Here is a 15451-nt window from a genome sequence, read left to right on the forward strand (position 1 = left end):
CGGCATGAAGCTGGGCTTCAACCTCATTCTCGGCGGGGCGCTCACCGCGCTGGTCATTCTGGCGGGGCTGCTGGCCCCATGGCTTGCCCATTTCGATCCGGTGCTCGACGCCGACCTGATGAGCGCGGAACTGCCTCCCGATGCCACATACTGGTTCGGAACCGACGCGCAGGGACGCGACGTCTATTCGCGTATTCTCTACGGGGCGCAGATTTCGCTCACCGTCGGCATCGTTTCGCAGATCATCAACACCATCATCGGCGTCGCGCTGGGCATGTCGGCGGCCTATTGGGGCGGCTGGTGGGACGACCTCGTCAACGGCCTCACCAATGTGATGCTCGCCATTCCCTCGCTGATCTTCGCGCTGGCGGTGATGGCCGTGCTCGGCCCCGGCCTCGTGTCGCTGCTGATCGCGCTTGGGCTCACCAACTGGAGCTGGACCTGCCGCATCGCGCGCTCTTCCACGCTGTCGCTGAAATCGCTCGGCTATGTGCAGGCCGCGCAGACGCTCGGCTACAGCGACCCGCGCATCATGTTCACGCAGATCCTGCCCAACATCATGGGCCCGGTTCTGGTTATGGCGACACTCGGCATGGGCTCGGCGGTGTTGTCGGAGGCAGCCCTTTCCTTTCTCGGGCTCGGCATCCAGCCGCCGTTCCCAAGCTGGGGCTCGATGCTCACCGATGCGCGCCAGATGATCCAGATCGCGCCGTGGACCGCCATCTTCCCCGGCATGGCGATCTTCTTTGCGGTGCTGGGGTTCAACCTTCTGGGCGACGGCCTTCGCGACATGCTCGATCCGCATATGAGGACCCGCAAGCTGTGAAACCGCTGCTCGACGTCAGGAATCTGGAGCTGGGGCTGCGTCATGGCGGTCAGGCCCATCGCATCCTCAAAGGCGTGTCGTTCCAGATCATGCCCGGCGAGACCTATGGGCTGGTGGGCGAATCCGGCTCCGGAAAGTCCGTCACCTCGCTGGCCATCATCGGGCTTCTGAAGAAGCCGCTTCAGACACTGGGCGGCGAGATCTTCTTCGAAGGCCGCAACCTTCTTGCGCTGCCGAGGCGCGAGATGCGCAGCCTGCGCGGCAACCGCATCGCCATGGTGTTTCAGGAGCCGATGAGCGCGCTCAACCCGTTGCAGACGGTGGGGCGGCAGATCGCCGAAATGTATGTCCAGCATCAGGGCAGGAGCTGGGCGCAGGCGGAGAAGATGGCGGTGGAGGCGCTGGCCAGCGTGCGGGTGCCGACGCCGGAACGCCGTGCGCGCGATTATCCGCACCAGATGTCGGGAGGTCTGCGCCAGCGGGTGATGATCGCGATGGCCCTTGCCTGCGATCCGGCCCTGCTGATCGCCGACGAACCAACCACCGCGCTCGACGTTACCGTGCAGGCGGAGGTGCTGAAGCTGATCAGGGAACTGTGCGCCGAACGGGGCACGGCCGTGCTGTTCATCAGCCACGACCTCGGCGTCATCGCCACCATGTGCCAGCGGGTGGGTGTGATGTATGCGGGCTGTCTGGTGGAAGAGAACGCCACCCGGGACCTGTTCGTCAGCCCCCGGCATGAATATACGCGCGGTCTTCTGGGAGCGCTGCCGAAACTCGGGTCGCGCCGGCTGCACGGGCGCCAGCGACTGGTCGACATCGACAGCTTCATCGCCGATCGCTCGCGGCTGACCGAGACGCGCTTCATTGCCCCCCGAAACCCGGTACCAGGCGAGGCAGGATGATGGACGCACCGCTTCTGTCTGTCGAAAACCTGCATGTGCGCTTTCCGCTTTCAGGCAGCTGGTTCGGACGCGGGCGAAAGATGCTGCATGCCGTCAACGGGCTGAGCCTCGATCTGGCAAAGGGCGAATGCCTGTCGATCGTGGGCGAATCGGGCTGCGGAAAATCAACGACGGCGCTCTCCGTGATGGGATTGCAGGAGCCGTCGGAAGGATCGATCCTGTTTCGCGGCAAGCCGTTTTCAGGGCCGCAGGCGCCATCGCGCATGGAGCGCGCCATGGCGGCGCAGATGGTGTTTCAGGATCCTTATGCCTCGCTCAATCCGCGCCAGACGGTGTGGCACTCGCTGGCTCAGCCGCTCCGGCTCCACAACGTCACGGCCCGTTCGGAACTGTCGGATCGTATCGAGCGCGTGATGCGCAGCGTGGGGCTGACGCCCGAGCAGGCGGAGCGCTATCCGCATGAGTTTTCCGGCGGCCAGCGCCAGCGTATCGGCATTGCGCGCGCGCTCATCCTGCAACCCGAAATCGTCGTGCTCGACGAGCCCGTCTCGGCGCTCGACGTCTCGATCCGCGCCCAGATCATCAATCTTTTGCTCGACCTTCAGGAGGAGTTCGGCCTTTCCTATCTGATGATCAGCCACGATCTGAGCGTGGTCGAACATATGAGCGACCGGGTTGCGGTCATGTTCTTCGGCCAGATCGTGGAGACAGGTCCATGGTCGGCGATCTTCTCCGATCCGGTCCATCCCTACACGCGCCGCCTGATCGCCACTATCCCCGATCCCGGTGCGGTGCTGGGCCTGAGCCGGGAAGCTGTCGTGGAGGGTTCCGTGCAGGCCCCGGCAGGCTGGATCTTCGCCGATGACGGCTCATCCGCACCCGACGTGACGGTGGCGCCGGAGCCTTCGGAACTGGTGGAGATCAGCCCCGGCCATTACGTGCGTCTGGCGCGCTCATAGACGCGGTTTTATGGTTGCACGCGCCGGAGGCTGTATGCGGGCGTGTATGACAGCGGAAATCATGAACCGCAAGCATCCATGAAAAGCGGCCTATCCCCTGCGCTGTGGCAGCGCTACCGCGCAGGCCGCTGCGGTCATCAGCGCAAGGCCGATGAAATCGGCAAGCGAAGGTGTCTCCCCAAGGAAAATAACAGAGCTGAAGACCCCGATCGCAGGCACCATCAGCGTTGACAGGCTGACCGTACCCGCCGGCAGGCGAGCCAGCATGCGGTACCACATCAGGTACGCGAAACCCTGCGAAAACACGATGTGATAAGTCAGAGCAACCCATATCCGTGGCTGGAAATTCTGCATGGGCAGACCCTGAGACAGAACCCAGGGTTCAAAAATCAGCATCCCGGCGGCTGATGCCAGCGCACCGGCTGCGAGTTGCCAGCCAGCGATGCTCATAGGTGGTGCGGAAGTGGGAAATCGTTTGATGACAATCGTGCCAAACGCCCACGAAATACCGGCAAGCAGAGCCAGGAACAGGCCAAAGGAGAATGTGCCTTCCACGATCAGCGGCCACCCAAGCGACATCAGTCCCGCAACGCCGAATCCGAGACCGATCATACGTTGCCTGTTCAGCTGCTCGCCCAAGAATATACGCGCAAGGATGACGGTCCATATGGGAAGCGTGAAAGTTACGATGACCGCGCGGGAAGTCGGCGCGGCCAGCTGGGCGAATGCCAGCAGGAGATTGAACGCGGTTATGGTGAAGAAGCCTGCGGCGAAGACCGGAAGCATCTCTGATCTCTTCAGCAGGAGCCGCTGTCCGAAAAGACGGGCCATGAAGAACAGAAAAAGCGCACCTGACCCCATTCCGATGGCGCGAAAGGTCCACGGCGGAAATGCAAAGAGAGAAACTCTCACCGCCGGCCAGTTCAGCCCCCAGAGCGTGGCAAGGGTCAGGACAGCCAGCAGGTCTGTCCAGCGTCTTGGCATTACCGGCATTTCAAATTTTCTCCCGTAAGCCCGTCATGAAAACCCGATTGCCGACCTTCGCGCATCAGAGGGTGTGTGTGGTGTGCCATGCGCAGGCATCGCATGGCATAGCGCGCCTTCCTCAACAAACGGCACCCTGTTCACCGAGATCGGCTCAGCGAGAAGCCGTCATCGCAACTCACCCTCGGGAGAGGCGAATTGCCAACGCCGGTGTGCGGGAACACGGGCGGTTCATTCTGAATAGACCCTGCTCTGCCGCCAGAGCCTCCTGCCACAACTTCGTGGTCGTCGCTGCAGCCAGACCAGATCGCTCGTTCAGATCCGCAAACGTGTCTGAACGAGCAATATGAGGGGCAGGTACTTTCTGCACTGCGAGTTTGAGGTTGCGGCCTTCCGCTCAGTCGTCGACGTGATCGTGACCGCCGATGCGGCCGGGTCGCCAGTAGCCTTCCGACGAGATCTGTGATTTTTCCAGGCCGCGCTCAACAAGGTGGCGGCGCTGCGCCCGCACATTGCTGGTCTCGCCGATGATGTAGGCATGGCCACGGCCTTGCGGCAGCTCGAAAGCGGCCAGCCGGTCGAGCAGCAGCGTGTTCGGCCCGGCTTCCTCGCCGCCGCGATCGACCCATGTCACGGATGTCGCGAACGCCTCCGGCACCTTCTGGCGATCGCCGGGGCCGCCAACCTCAAGGAAAACATGCACCTTCGCGTTTTCCGGCAGGCTTTCCAGCATATGCAGGATGGCAGGCAGGCAGGTTTCGTCGCCGCAGAAAAGATGCCAGTCGGCGGTTTCGTCTATCACCGTGCGCCCACGCGGGCCGCGCACCTGCAGCATGTCGCCCGCTGCCGCGCGACGTGCCCACTCCGGGGAAGGCGTGGTGCCATGCAGCACGAAGTCCATCGCAAGCTGTCGTTTCTTCCTGTCGAAGCTGCGGATGGTGTAATCGCGCCGACCGGTGCCGCCCTCCGGAAGAGGCATGGCCAGTACCAGCGCCTGACCCGGCCGGTACGTCATCTCGTCCAGATTGTCGCCCGTGAACACCACCCGGCGCATGCGCGGCGTAACATCGAAGGCTTCGACCACGCTCAGCGTCCATTCGGGCAGAGGAGGCCGCTTGCGTGGAGCCTGTTCAGTCTGTTGATCCATGATATCTGCCTTATCCAGGTTTCAGGAAAGCACGAGCGACTGGCTGGCCAGCCCCTTGTGGAAGCCGAGCAGCGTGGTGAGATAGCGCGGGCTGGAGTCACCGACATAGGCGAGGAAGCCTTCATCCGGCGGCAGATGATCGGCATTGTCGGCAATCACCAGCGCGCCGGGACGAAGCCTGTCTTCCAGCATTTTCAGGATTTCGATGTAGAGATCCTTTGCCCCGTCCAGGAAGAGCAGGTCGATGGGGCCTTGCACGTCGGCCAGCGTCTGCAGCGCATCGCCGGCGCGGATTTCGACGAGCGGAGCCAGCCCGGCATCGGCGAGATTGGCGCGTGCCTTTTCCACCTTGTTTTCATGGAATTCCGAGCCGGTCACCCGCCCGCCCGTGTCAGCCGCGGCCGCCGCGAGGTACAGGGTGGAAATGCCGAAGGAGGTGCCGAACTCGACGATGTTGCGGGCATTGATCGCCCGCGCCGAGGCATAGAGAAAACGCCCCATGCGCGGCCCGATCGACAGGTAGTTCGTCTTGTGGCGTTCGGAGGTGCGGAAATCCAGCGTGTGGACGGGAGGCGCACTGTCGTCGCGCGGTGCGGCCGCCTGTGCCTCGCGCATGGAGCGGGCAGCGGCGTGTTCGCGTGCGAGGATGGCCGCGACGTCGGCCCGGTGCAGAGTGCAGGTCATGGGAAGCTCCTTGGTTTCAGGTGGTGAGCACGACCGGGCAGCCGCGCACCGGATGTTCCAGTATCCGCACCGCCTGCCGGTAGACGTTTTCGATCAGGTCCTGACGCAGCACCTCCCATGGCGGACCATCCGCTGCGACGCGGCCCTGCGACAGGAGCACGATCTTGTCGGCATGGGCGGCGGCCAGATTGAGGTCATGGAGAACGGCCACGACGGTCGCGCCACCGGCTGCCATCTCGCGCGCCATGGCCAGAACCCGCTCCTGATGGCGCAGGTCGAGTGCGGCGGTCGGCTCATCCAGCAGCACGACCGGTGTCGCCTGCGCCATGACGCGTGCGAAGGTGGTGCGCGCCTGTTCGCCGCCGGACAGCGTCTGGGCGTTGCGGAACGCCATGTCCCGGACCTCGGAGCCGTTCATGGCGGCAAGCACGGCGCGCTCGTCCTCATCGGGCGGCAGGTCGCGAAAGGCGCGGCCCATGGCGACCACCTCCTCGACGGTGTAGCCGAAGCGGATCACCGACCCCTGCGGAAAGACCGAACGGACCTGCGCCAGCTCACGCACCGAATGGGCGTGAACCGCCTTGCCCGCCAGCTCGACCGATCCCTTGTCCGGCTTGCGATCGCCGGCGATGACGGAGAGCAGGGTGGACTTGCCGGCGCCGTTGGGTCCGACAAGCGCTGTCAGCGTGCCGGGTTCGCAGCGGGCAGACACGTCTTCCAGCAGATTGCGGGTACCGACCGTAACGGTGATGTCGAAGATGTCGATCATGTCGGCGCGATCCCGAACCTGCGGCTGCGGTAGATCATCCACAGGAAGAACGGCCCGCCCAGCGACCCCATGATCACCCCGATCGGCACTTCGGAAGGCGGGTCGAGCGTGCGCGCGGCAAGGTCCGCCAGCATCACCAGCAGCGCGCCGCCGGCGGCGGAGAAAGGAATGAGCAGCCGGTGCGCCGGGCCGATCATCAGCCGGAACAGATGCGGCACGACGAGGCCGACGAAGCCGATGGTGCCGTTGAAGGAGACGGCAGCCGCCACCAGCAGGGCGGTGACGAAGATGAGCTTGCGGCGCAGCAGGGTAACGTCGACGCCGAGATGGCGGGCCTGCCGCTCCCCCAGCGCGAGAAGATCCAGCGGACGTGCCCAGCGGCAGAGCAGGGCGATGCCGATGATCGTGGGCGGAGCGGATATGGCGACGGTCAGCCACTTTGCGCTCGACAGCGAGCCCATTGACCAGAAGGTGAGGCTCTGCAGCTGATCGGCGGTGGCGAGATAGGTCAGGTAGCCGGCAAAGGCGCCGCCGATGGCGTTGACGGCAATGCCGACCAGCAGCAGTTTCGAATTGTCGCTGCCTTCCTGTCCGGGCCGCGCCAGCGCGTAGATCAGGAAGGTGGTGCCAACGCCCGCGAGAAATGCTCCGACCGGCAGGGTCCACATGCCGAAGGTGGAAATCTGGAGAACCACGACCATGATGGCGCCGAGCGAGGCTCCGCTGGAGACGCCGACGATGCCGGGATCCGCGAGCGGGTTGCCGAACAGCCCCTGCATGGCGGCGCCGCAGGTGGCAAGGCTTGCCCCGACGATGACGGCGGTCAGCACGCGCGCCAGCCGCAGATCCCAGACCACGGCCTGATTGAGAGCGGCTGTCTGGTCGAGCGGAGCCGAGCTGAAGCGCGAGACGACGGCGTCGAACACATCGCCCGGCGACAGGGAAACGGCACCGATGGCAATCGAGGCGAAGAAGGCAAGGACCAGGCAGGCCCCCATGCACAGCGCGATCAGCGGCGTGCGGTCGGCAGGCCGCGCCAGTTGGTCGGCCGGTCGGTTGGCCAGTTGGTCGGCCAGTCGGTTGGTTCGCGTGTTGCTCACGGGAACATCTTGTGCAGGGCGCGCGACAGCGCACGCGTCGCTATGCCTGAGGAGGCGGCATCCGCCCGCACATGCAGTTCGCGCATGATGATGAGGTTGCGGTTGCGGCCCGCCGGGGTCAGGGCGACGCCCGGATAGGCATCCCAGATGCCGTCCAGATCGCCGAAGGCCGGCAGTTCCACCTCGGAAATGAGGATGACATCCGGCGCCATGAGAACCATGCCCTCGGGAGTGACGGGCCTGTAGCGGTCGCGGCCGACCTCGGCTGCTGCATTGACGGCGCCCACCCGCAGGATCAGATTGTGGACGGCCGTTTCCGCGCCGCCGGCCGTGAAGCTGGTGCCCGCCCCCATCTTCGAGGCATGGACGATGCGCAGGGGGCGCCCTTCGACGGAAACAGGCTCCATGGCCTTGTAGTCGGCTTCCATGGCGGCAATCAGTTTTTCGCCGCGCTCCTCCAGGCCGAGCAGAGCGGCAAGCCGGGAGACCTTTTCCGTAGCCGGCAGGGTGCGGTCGATCAGGTCGGTGCGGATGCCAAGTCCGGCCAGCCCGTCCAGCAGACGCTGGTTGATGACCGTGGAGCCGATCACCAGCTGCGGGCGCATGGCCAGCACACCTTCCACACCTGCCCATTCGCGCACCTTGTGGGGAGTGTCTTCGATGCCGGGAAGATCGATGTCGGCCGGGCGGGCCAGAATGCGGTTCGCCGCGCCGAGCGCGACCGAGATCTCGACCAGATCGGCGCCCAGCAGCACCACATGGCGCCCTTCCATTGCCGTCCCGCCGGGTTCCGCTGGCTGGTAAAGTTGCGGATAGGGCTGTTCGCCGGACAGGTCGACAGTGGTGGCCGAAGCATTTCCCGCAAGCAGCGCGGACATCAGGCAGGCCAGCAGGGCAAAACGCATGACTATCACCTTTGAAGGGCGGCAGGGGTACGTGACCGCATGCCGCCGGTCATTCTTCAGAATGTGGTGCGCGCACCGAGCCAGAAGCGCCTGCCGTCTTCGATATACTGGTAGGAACCGGTGCGGTCGGGATCATAGTTGGTCTTGTCGGTCAGATTATAGACAGCACCGTTGAGAGTGAAGCTGTCATTCACCTGCCAGGAGAAGCCAACATCGAAGGTCAGCAGATCGCCGGCGCTCTTGTTCATGGGATTGCTGCCGCCGCCCCAGTTGACGCCCTGATTGTCCTTGCCCCGGTAATTGGCGCGCACATAAGTGGCCAGCGTCTCGTAAGCCTGCCAGTCGAGCCGCAGGCTGGCGGCGTGACGGGGGGTGGAAACCGGAGCCAGCCCGTCGGCCTGCCCGAGCGGGAAGCCGTAGACGCTGATGCCGTCGGTCTTCATCTTGGAATCGGTGTAGGTATAGTTGCCGCTCAGCGTGAAGGGGTCATCGATATTCCAGCGCCCCGCAAGCTCCACGCCCTGAATGATGGCTTCGGGTACATTGAAGTACACGCTCATCGGGCGCCCGTCCGGGCCGCTCCAGCAACCATTGCCGTCGGATGGCTGTCCCGACGGCGCGTTGAGGCAGCGCGATCCAGTATTGGCGATCTTGTCGTCGTAGTCGGTATGGAAATAGGTGATGTTGGCCGAGAAATTGCTCAGATTGTCGTAGTAGAGGCCGATCTCCTTGTTGAGGCTGGTTTCCGGCTTCAGCTCGGGATTGCCCCAGGTCGTCGCGCCGCCGCGCTGGCCATTGCCGATATAGGGCACATACTCCTTCATCGTGGGCGGCACGAAACCTGTCGCGACGCCGCCCTTGATGGCCCAGTTCTCGTTCGGCCGCCAGTTGCCGTAGAGGCGTGGGGAGATGTGGTCGCTGAAGATGGAGTTGTTGTCGTAGCGGATGCCGCCCGTCAGGGAGAAGGTATCCGTCATCTTCCACTCGTCCTCGGCGAACAGCGCCCACTGGTCCACTTCGGCCGAAAGCTGGCCGGTTGCCGGGGTGCCGTCCGGCAGCGGCGGCAGTTGTCCGTTGCGCATGCCGCCGATGTCGAGAATCTGGCGACGCCACTGGCCGCCAAAGCTGAGCGTGTGCCGGTCTCCCAGCGGCGCGACGAAGCTGCCGTCAATGGTGTGGTTGGCAAGGTCGGGCATCCATGTGTCGGGAGCGCCTGCGGTGAACGTGTCCCGCGAAGCGGTGTCATACACATAGGAGAACTGGGAGGTGCCAAAATCCCACCGCCCCGTATGGGCAAGCGTGTAGCTCTCCCTGTCATAGTCCCGGTAGACGTCGGACGTTCCGGTGGAGCTGTTTCCGGCAGTTTCCCAGTAGCGCTGATGGCTCTTGTGCGCCTCGAACAGGATGTCGTGGTCGGGCGTTGGCGTGAACCACAGCCGTGCGGTTCCGTTGAGATTGTCGCTCTCGTTGAAGCCGCCCGGAATCTGGTCCTCGTCGCGGGCGGTCTTGTATCCCCAGACCTGAAGGCCAAGAAGTTCGGGCACGATCGGACCGGTCAGGTAGAAATCGCCGAGATAGGCATTTCCCGCACGGGAATTGCCCTGCAGCGTCACATCCGCCCCGACCGAGCCTGACCACTCCTCGGCGACCTTGCGTGTGATGATGTTGATGACGCCGCCCATGGCGTCGGAGCCGTAGCGCGACGACATCGGCCCGCGCACGACCTCGATGCGGTCCACGGCCCCGATCGGCGGCATCCAGTTGTCTTCGACGGAGTTGCCGCTCTTGGGGTTCAGTTCGCGGGTGCTGTTCTGGCGGCGGCCATCGACCATGATCAGCGTACCGGCGGGCGGCATGCCGCGAATGGAAATGTCGCCATTGTCGCCGCCCACCATGGTCACGCCTTCGACATGGCGCACGGCATCCATCAGCGAGCGATAGGGCTTCGTCTCAAGCTCTTCGCGCGGAATGAGGGTGATGCTTGCCGGCGCTTCGACAAGGGCCTGGGCAAACCCGCCTGCGGTGACGGTGATGGCATCGAGAACGAGGGCTCCTTCGGTGTCCGGCGGAAGCGTGCCGGTGCTGTCCGGCAGACCGATGACGGCGGTGCGGTCGGCGTTGATGCGGAAGGGTATGCCGGTTCCCTGCAGCAACTGGCTCAGGGCCTGCTGTGGCGTGAGCGTGCCTTTGACGGCCCGTGAGGTGACGCCATCCGACGTCGACGAAGCAAGCGTTACCTGCAATCCGGATTGCCTGCCGAACGTGTTGAGCGCGCTGGCGAGGGATTGGGCGGGAATATCGAAGGCGCGGGCGGCAGCGACTTCGCCCGACTGGGCGCCGGCATGCTGGACGTGAAGCAGGGGAGCCGCGAAACCGATCAGCGCGGATGTGGCCAGCAGCCGTCCGGCAAGCGCGATGCGGATACGGGTGGTGTGTTTGCGGCGATGTGCGTGCACGCCCATTTTCTCGGTCTCCGGCATATGACGCACAGTCAAGGCGTGCGTTTCCGGAGATACAGACGATCGGCTCGCGATTTTTTTTCATCTGACGGCATTTTTTTTGCCGCCGGAAGAAATTTCACAGGCGCGACAGGATCCGCAGGTAAGGGGAGACGGCGCGCACCCGGCCGCCGTAGGGCTCGACAAGCGCGCGCAACGCACGGTCGGGATCGCGCAGGTCATAGAGGCCCGTAACGCGCCTTGCCGCCAGATCGCGGTCCGGAACGCTGATCCAGGCCGGGTGATAGCGCTGCAATTGTTCGGCCACGAAACCGATCGTGGCATCGCTCACGAACAGGTAGCCATTGCGCCATGCCGCAATATCGTCCTTCGCGATGGGATTGCGCGACATTTCGCCAGTCTGCCGGTCGACGCGCATCATCTCGCCCGGAGCAAGATGCGCGTTGCCGCTTGTGCCTTCCCGGCTGTAGCCGACATCGACAGAGCCATGTTCGAGCTGCACGGTTGCGGTGCTGGTGGTAAGCTGGACGTCGAAGGCTGTTCCCAGAACCGCGACGGTGACTTCTCCAGCCTTCACGGTGAACGGACGCGCAACGTCGCGCCTCACTTCAAAGAAAGCCTCGCCGGCCAGCAATGTGACGCTGCGCTCATGGCTGCTGACAGTCGCGGCAATGGCGCTGTCTGCGCCAAGCGTCACGGTCGAGCCATCCGCGAGGGTGATCACCCGGCTTTCCGCCGTGCCTGTCAGATGGTCTGCCTGCAACCGCAGCATGAACGAGGGGGCTGACAGTGCAAGAAACGCCACGCAGGCTGTGGCAACGGCAATGCCGGCAATCCTGCGCCATCCGCCTGATACGGAATGTCCGCTCCGCGAAAGGCGCCTTCGGCTCCGCGTTCTCTGCTTCCAGGCCGCCTCGTGCGTGGGTGCTACTTCGCCGATCAGCCGCCAGGATCTGCCGATGCTGGCCCATGCGCGCGCATGTTCGGGAGAACGCGCAAGCCACGTCTCGAATTCTTCTGCTGTGCGGGCATCGCGCGGCGCTTCCTGAAGCCGCAGGAGCCAGTCGGCCGCTTCATCCAGCAAGGGGTCTGTGTGGTTTTCGTCGCCCAAGGTCATCTCTGTCGCGGTCTTTCGGTGCCGCCGTACCTGTTCGCACCCGGTTCATATCCCCCGGTTCATATCCAAAGACGACCGGGACAGGAATTTTTTTCATTGGGGGTCGCTGTCTCAGGAGCGATCGAGTTGCGCAGCCACTTTCACCATGGCGGTGCGAATGTGGCGATGGGCCGTGGCCACTGAAATATCGAGATGGGCGGCGACTTCCTCCAGCGTGAAACCGCCGAAGCGATACATCTCCACCGCCACCCGCATCTCGTCCGGCAAGGTGGCCAGCACATGCGACACGACACGGATCTGATCGCAGAACAGCAGGGACTGCTCCGGTGTGTGTGCATCGCGCGGCGCTGCCCAGAAGGGGGCATTCCTGCCGCCTTCACGCTGTTCGATCTTGCGACGCTTGAGCACATCGAAAGCAAGGTTGCGTACGATACGGTAAAGATAGGCAAGCGTCAGTTCCGGCGCGCCGAGCTGGGCTCTGGCGGGAGAGAACCGCAAAAACGCATCCTGAACGATATCTTCCGCCGCATCCCGCGAGCCGAGAATCGGCGTGGCATAGTCGATCAGGGCGACACGATGGGTAAGATAGAGGAGATGGCGGTCTTCTGACTCCGTCATCGGGCTTAAGCTCTTGCAAGGGCCGCAGATATGACTTCTGGCTGCCCGCGCCCGAAGACGTTTTCTCTCTCCCGGACAACAGAGCATCCGGTCATCTAATATGAACACATGGCTCAACTTTTCCTAGCAGGGCCGGATGGCCTCTGCAATAGGCAGGGCGAGCCCGAAACAGGTGCTTTTCATAGGGTGTTGCGAGATGCGCGCCTGCATGAACGCCACGCACATGAGCCGGCCCTGTCGGCTGTCCCGTTGGCGACGACCCGAGCCGGGGCCGGCTGACAGGGATGCGTCCTCATGGACAATACTGGTTCGGCTGAGCGGTCACGGAAATCTGCGGCCAGCAAGCGCGGTGCCTGCGGGCAGCCGCCAGAAGAAAACTTCTCCCTGCCGGGAAGGCCGAAACTATCGCGAAGGGGGGAGTGCCAGCCGCACCTTAATGAGGGGCTGGCCGCCAGTTTGCCGGGCATACGGCAAACTGGCTGACTGGCAGGAGGGCTCTACGAGGCCGAGTATTTCACCGATACGCCACGCTGGCGAAAATATGCCTGCATGAGCTTTCTTCCGGAGCGGTTGTTCTGCGCCAGTCTGGCCGGGTCGAAAACGGCTTCCTTCAGGTCTTCCCGCTTCAGTGCCGCCTTGAGGTCTGCGATATGAATATCGAGATCGAGATTGTCGGCCTTGAGAGATTCATAGATGCGGTTGGTGATGTCTTCCACGGTCGCTTCGCTCACCGGCTTGTTCCTTTTTATGGTCTGGTGGCGCTTGCCACATTGTTCGGCCTGCGTCCCGCTTCGGAAAGCCGGCATGCTGCCGGATCAGCGGGAATCGATCTGATATCGGCCCTTTAATGCCATCGCGCTGAAATTACCATTCGGGACTTTTTACCCGGGTGCTTCAGTCCCATGTTGCATGCATAGCCAGCGCAAATCGGTTTGCCAATCAGCCGTGGTTGCCGCCTGTTGAGCGGGAGCCGGCTATGTACCGTCGGGGTGTCTGGCCCGTCATCTGCCGAAAGAACGCGACGAAGGCACTGTCGCTGGCGAAGCCGAGATCGAAGGCGACTCTGGTTACGCTTTGCCCGCAGGCCAGCAGATCCACTGCCCGCAAAAGCCGCCAGCTTTGCCGCCATGTCTGGTAGGTCATGCCCGTCTCGCGCCGGAAGATGCGCGTGATCGTGCGGGTGCTGGCGCCAACATTGTGCGCCAGGGTTTCGAGATCGGGAGGAAGCTCTTCGGGATCAAGCCGGGCGAGTCGCGGGTCCGACGGCACTGGCAGCAACATCGGTTCGTGCGGTGCGGCCCGCAGTTCATCCATGCACACCGCCAGCATGTTGCGCGCAGCCCCTTGCGTCCAGTCGGTCTGGAAAGGCTGAAAGCTGATGCGCTCGAACACCTCGCGCAGCAGAGGCGTCATGGTGACGATGGCGCAGCCGTGGAAGGGGGACGCAATGCGTGTCTGGTCGAGATAGATCGACCGGTACTCCACCTCGCTGCGGATGCGGACGCGATGCAGGGTTTGTGGCGGAATCCATGCCACGCGGATCGGAGGCAGGATCGAGATGGCGCCCGGCAGCGTGATCCGGATCGACCCGGAATAGGCAAAGAGCAACTGCCCGCGCCCATGGCGGTGCCAGCCGGAATCGTGCTGCATCAGCCGCGAGGCAATCCCTACGACCGGCGCCTCCATCAGGTCGGCATCAAAGGGATCGGAGGGAGCGAGCCAGACCACAGTTCATCCCGATTGTCCGATTTCCGATATAAATTGTCATTATGTTTGTAACAGGCAAAACGGGACAGCGATAGAGCAGGAGCCTCACCAGAAAGCTGAGGCATCCATGTTCCGCCATCCACCCCTTCCGCTCGTCATTCTGCTGCTGAGTTTCCCTCAGATCGTGGAAACCATCTACAGCCCGGCCCTGCCGATGATCGCCTCAGCCTATCGTGCCTCGCCGCAGCAGGCGGCACAGACGCTCTCCCTGTGGTTCGTCGCATTCGCCTTCGGCGTTGTTGCCTGGGGACGCCTTTGCGATATTGCCGGGCGTCGTCCGGCACTGCTCGGCGGGCTGGCGCTTTACGCGCTGGGCTCTGTCTGGGCGATGATGGCCGGGGATTTTGGCCAGCTTCTCACGGCGCGGCTGATTTCAGCCTTCGGTGCGGCAGTCGGCTCGATCGTCACGCAGACGGCGCTGCGCGACAGCTATCGGGGCACTGACCTCGCCCGCGTTTTTTCCCTGCTTGGAATGGCGCTGGCGATCAGTCCGGCCATTGGCATGTTCGCCGGGCAGGAGATCGCAAAGCTTGCCGGTCATCAGGGCGTTTTCGCTGCACTGGGCCTGCTGGCGATCGCTCTTCTCGGGCTCAGCCTTGTATTCTGGCCGGAAACCCGTCCGGCCGGCGCTCGGGCGGCACGCCTTCTGCTGACGCTGAATGATATGTTGCGGGATCGCGATATCTGGCTCAACGCCGCGCTGATTGCGATCTTCAACCTCACCATTTTCGCCTATTACCAGATGGGACCCTTCCTGTTTGAAGCGCTGAAGACGCGCTGGTTTGAATTCGGGGAAAGTGGCCTCGTTCTGGCCGCCGCATCCCTGGCTGGTGCGCTGGCAAACTCCGCCTTGCTGCGGCGGGGATGGAGCGCCGGTCACCTTGTCAGGCTTGGAGTCGCCCTTCTGGCCGCTGGCGCGGGGATTGTGTTCATCTGGTCGTCCAGCCCGGTTTTCATGGCCGGGATGGCGGTGATCGCCACGGCTTATGCTCTTGCGATCCCGAACATCCTCGCCGGAGCCTTGCGCAATTACACGGATCGCCCCGGAACCGCGGGAGCCGTGCTCAGCCTGCTCTATTACAATCTGCTTGGGCTGGGGCTGGTGGCTGCCGGGTTTGGCCAGAGGCTGGATCTTGTGCTCGTCGCCTGCGCCATGTGCGCAGCCCTCCTCATGGTGATCGGCCCTATGATCCGCCGATAGCAGGCCGGGC

General features: G+C 63.6%; 15 protein-coding genes. 4 read left to right on the top strand and 11 right to left on the bottom strand.

The features are described from left to right. Positions 1 to 4 precede the first annotated feature (4 nt). The 3 genes from HNR59_RS03455 to HNR59_RS03465 are packed head-to-tail and all read left to right on the top strand — an operon-like array spanning position 5 to position 2690. Positions 5 to 826, top strand: a complete 822-nt coding sequence (locus HNR59_RS03455) for an ABC transporter permease (protein WP_183826001.1) — start codon at positions 5 to 7, stop codon at positions 824 to 826. Next, on the top strand, positions 823 to 1731 hold the full coding sequence (locus tag HNR59_RS03460; RefSeq protein WP_183826004.1) for an ATP-binding cassette domain-containing protein: 909 nt from the start codon (positions 823 to 825) through the stop codon (positions 1729 to 1731). The genes HNR59_RS03455 and HNR59_RS03460 overlap by 4 nt, the downstream gene beginning before the upstream one ends. Then, positions 1731 to 2690, top strand: coding sequence for an ATP-binding cassette domain-containing protein (locus HNR59_RS03465; protein ID WP_183831296.1), 960 nt, complete (start codon positions 1731 to 1733; stop codon positions 2688 to 2690). The genes HNR59_RS03460 and HNR59_RS03465 overlap by 1 nt, the downstream gene beginning before the upstream one ends. Before the next feature lie 90 nt (positions 2691 to 2780). Here the strand turns inward: HNR59_RS03465 and HNR59_RS03470 are convergent, their stop codons facing one another. The 11 genes from HNR59_RS03470 to HNR59_RS03520 form a co-directional block, all read right to left on the bottom strand. Then, positions 2781 to 3683 carry a DMT family transporter gene (locus HNR59_RS03470; RefSeq protein ID WP_183826007.1) on the bottom strand — a complete coding sequence of 301 codons (903 nt, stop codon included), beginning with the start codon at positions 3681 to 3683 and terminating at the stop codon, positions 2781 to 2783. Positions 3684 to 4071: 388 nt separating this feature from the next. Next, positions 4072 to 4821: a siderophore-interacting protein gene (locus tag HNR59_RS03475; protein ID WP_183826010.1), complete on the bottom strand. Its 750-nt coding sequence runs from the start codon at positions 4819 to 4821 to the stop codon at positions 4072 to 4074. A gap of 21 nt (positions 4822 to 4842) precedes the next feature. After that, on the bottom strand, positions 4843 to 5505 hold the full coding sequence (locus HNR59_RS03480) for an O-methyltransferase (RefSeq protein ID WP_183826013.1): 663 nt from the start codon (positions 5503 to 5505) through the stop codon (positions 4843 to 4845). A gap of 16 nt (positions 5506 to 5521) precedes the next feature. Further along, a complete protein-coding gene (locus HNR59_RS03485) occupies positions 5522 to 6274 on the bottom strand; it encodes a heme ABC transporter ATP-binding protein (protein ID WP_183826016.1) in 753 nt (250 codons plus the stop codon). Beyond that, positions 6271 to 7374, bottom strand: a complete 1104-nt coding sequence (locus HNR59_RS03490) for a FecCD family ABC transporter permease (protein WP_343060630.1) — start codon at positions 7372 to 7374, stop codon at positions 6271 to 6273. Before HNR59_RS03490 ends, HNR59_RS03485 begins: the two co-directional genes overlap by 4 nt. Further along, the gene (locus tag HNR59_RS03495; protein WP_183826019.1) at positions 7371 to 8279 is read right to left on the bottom strand and encodes an ABC transporter substrate-binding protein; all 909 of its coding nucleotides are present in this window, start codon (positions 8277 to 8279) and stop codon (positions 7371 to 7373) included. Before HNR59_RS03495 ends, HNR59_RS03490 begins: the two co-directional genes overlap by 4 nt. A gap of 56 nt (positions 8280 to 8335) precedes the next feature. Next, on the bottom strand, positions 8336 to 10741 hold the full coding sequence (locus tag HNR59_RS03500) for a TonB-dependent receptor domain-containing protein (protein WP_183826022.1): 2406 nt from the start codon (positions 10739 to 10741) through the stop codon (positions 8336 to 8338). A 115-nt stretch (positions 10742 to 10856) separates the two neighbouring features. Next, positions 10857 to 11849: a FecR family protein gene (locus tag HNR59_RS03505; protein WP_246374481.1), complete on the bottom strand. Its 993-nt coding sequence runs from the start codon at positions 11847 to 11849 to the stop codon at positions 10857 to 10859. Positions 11850 to 11966: 117 nt separating this feature from the next. Then, the gene (locus HNR59_RS03510) at positions 11967 to 12473 is read right to left on the bottom strand and encodes an RNA polymerase sigma factor (protein ID WP_183826028.1); all 507 of its coding nucleotides are present in this window, start codon (positions 12471 to 12473) and stop codon (positions 11967 to 11969) included. Positions 12474 to 12970: 497 nt separating this feature from the next. Next, positions 12971 to 13204: a hypothetical protein gene (locus HNR59_RS03515; protein WP_183826031.1), complete on the bottom strand. Its 234-nt coding sequence runs from the start codon at positions 13202 to 13204 to the stop codon at positions 12971 to 12973. 208 nt (positions 13205 to 13412) lie between these two features. Beyond that, positions 13413 to 14201 carry a helix-turn-helix domain-containing protein gene (locus HNR59_RS03520; RefSeq protein WP_183826035.1) on the bottom strand — a complete coding sequence of 263 codons (789 nt, stop codon included), beginning with the start codon at positions 14199 to 14201 and terminating at the stop codon, positions 13413 to 13415. Between the two features lie 106 nt (positions 14202 to 14307). Between HNR59_RS03520 and HNR59_RS03525 the strand changes: the two genes are divergently transcribed. Continuing rightward, positions 14308 to 15441 (top strand): MFS transporter, encoded by a 1134-nt coding sequence (locus tag HNR59_RS03525; protein ID WP_183826038.1) that lies wholly within the window; start codon positions 14308 to 14310, stop codon positions 15439 to 15441. Positions 15442 to 15451: the final 10 nt, after the last annotated feature.

The sequence above is a fragment of the Aquamicrobium lusatiense genome (genome assembly GCF_014201615.1).
Lineage (GTDB): Bacteria > Pseudomonadota > Alphaproteobacteria > Rhizobiales > Rhizobiaceae > Mesorhizobium > Mesorhizobium lusatiense.

Excerpts from the sequence above, each read along its gene's own strand:
- HNR59_RS03475 (WP_183826010.1), bottom strand. The coding sequence starts at position 4,821 with ATGGATCAACAGACTGAACAGGCTCCACGCAAGCGGCCTCCTCTGCCC.
- HNR59_RS03455 (WP_183826001.1), top strand. The coding sequence starts at position 5 with ATGAAGCTGGGCTTCAACCTCATTCTCGGCGGGGCGCTCACCGCGCTG.
- HNR59_RS03525 (WP_183826038.1), top strand. The coding sequence starts at position 14,308 with ATGTTCCGCCATCCACCCCTTCCGCTCGTCATTCTGCTGCTGAGTTTC.
- HNR59_RS03470 (WP_183826007.1), bottom strand. The coding sequence starts at position 3,683 with ATGCCGGTAATGCCAAGACGCTGGACAGACCTGCTGGCTGTCCTGACC.
- HNR59_RS03510 (WP_183826028.1), bottom strand. The coding sequence starts at position 12,473 with ATGACGGAGTCAGAAGACCGCCATCTCCTCTATCTTACCCATCGTGTC.
- HNR59_RS03480 (WP_183826013.1), bottom strand. The coding sequence starts at position 5,505 with ATGACCTGCACTCTGCACCGGGCCGACGTCGCGGCCATCCTCGCACGC.
- HNR59_RS03485 (WP_183826016.1), bottom strand. The coding sequence starts at position 6,274 with ATGATCGACATCTTCGACATCACCGTTACGGTCGGTACCCGCAATCTG.
- HNR59_RS03500 (WP_183826022.1), bottom strand. The coding sequence starts at position 10,741 with ATGGGCGTGCACGCACATCGCCGCAAACACACCACCCGTATCCGCATC.
- HNR59_RS03465 (WP_183831296.1), top strand. The coding sequence starts at position 1,731 with ATGGACGCACCGCTTCTGTCTGTCGAAAACCTGCATGTGCGCTTTCCG.
- HNR59_RS03495 (WP_183826019.1), bottom strand. The coding sequence starts at position 8,279 with ATGCGTTTTGCCCTGCTGGCCTGCCTGATGTCCGCGCTGCTTGCGGGA.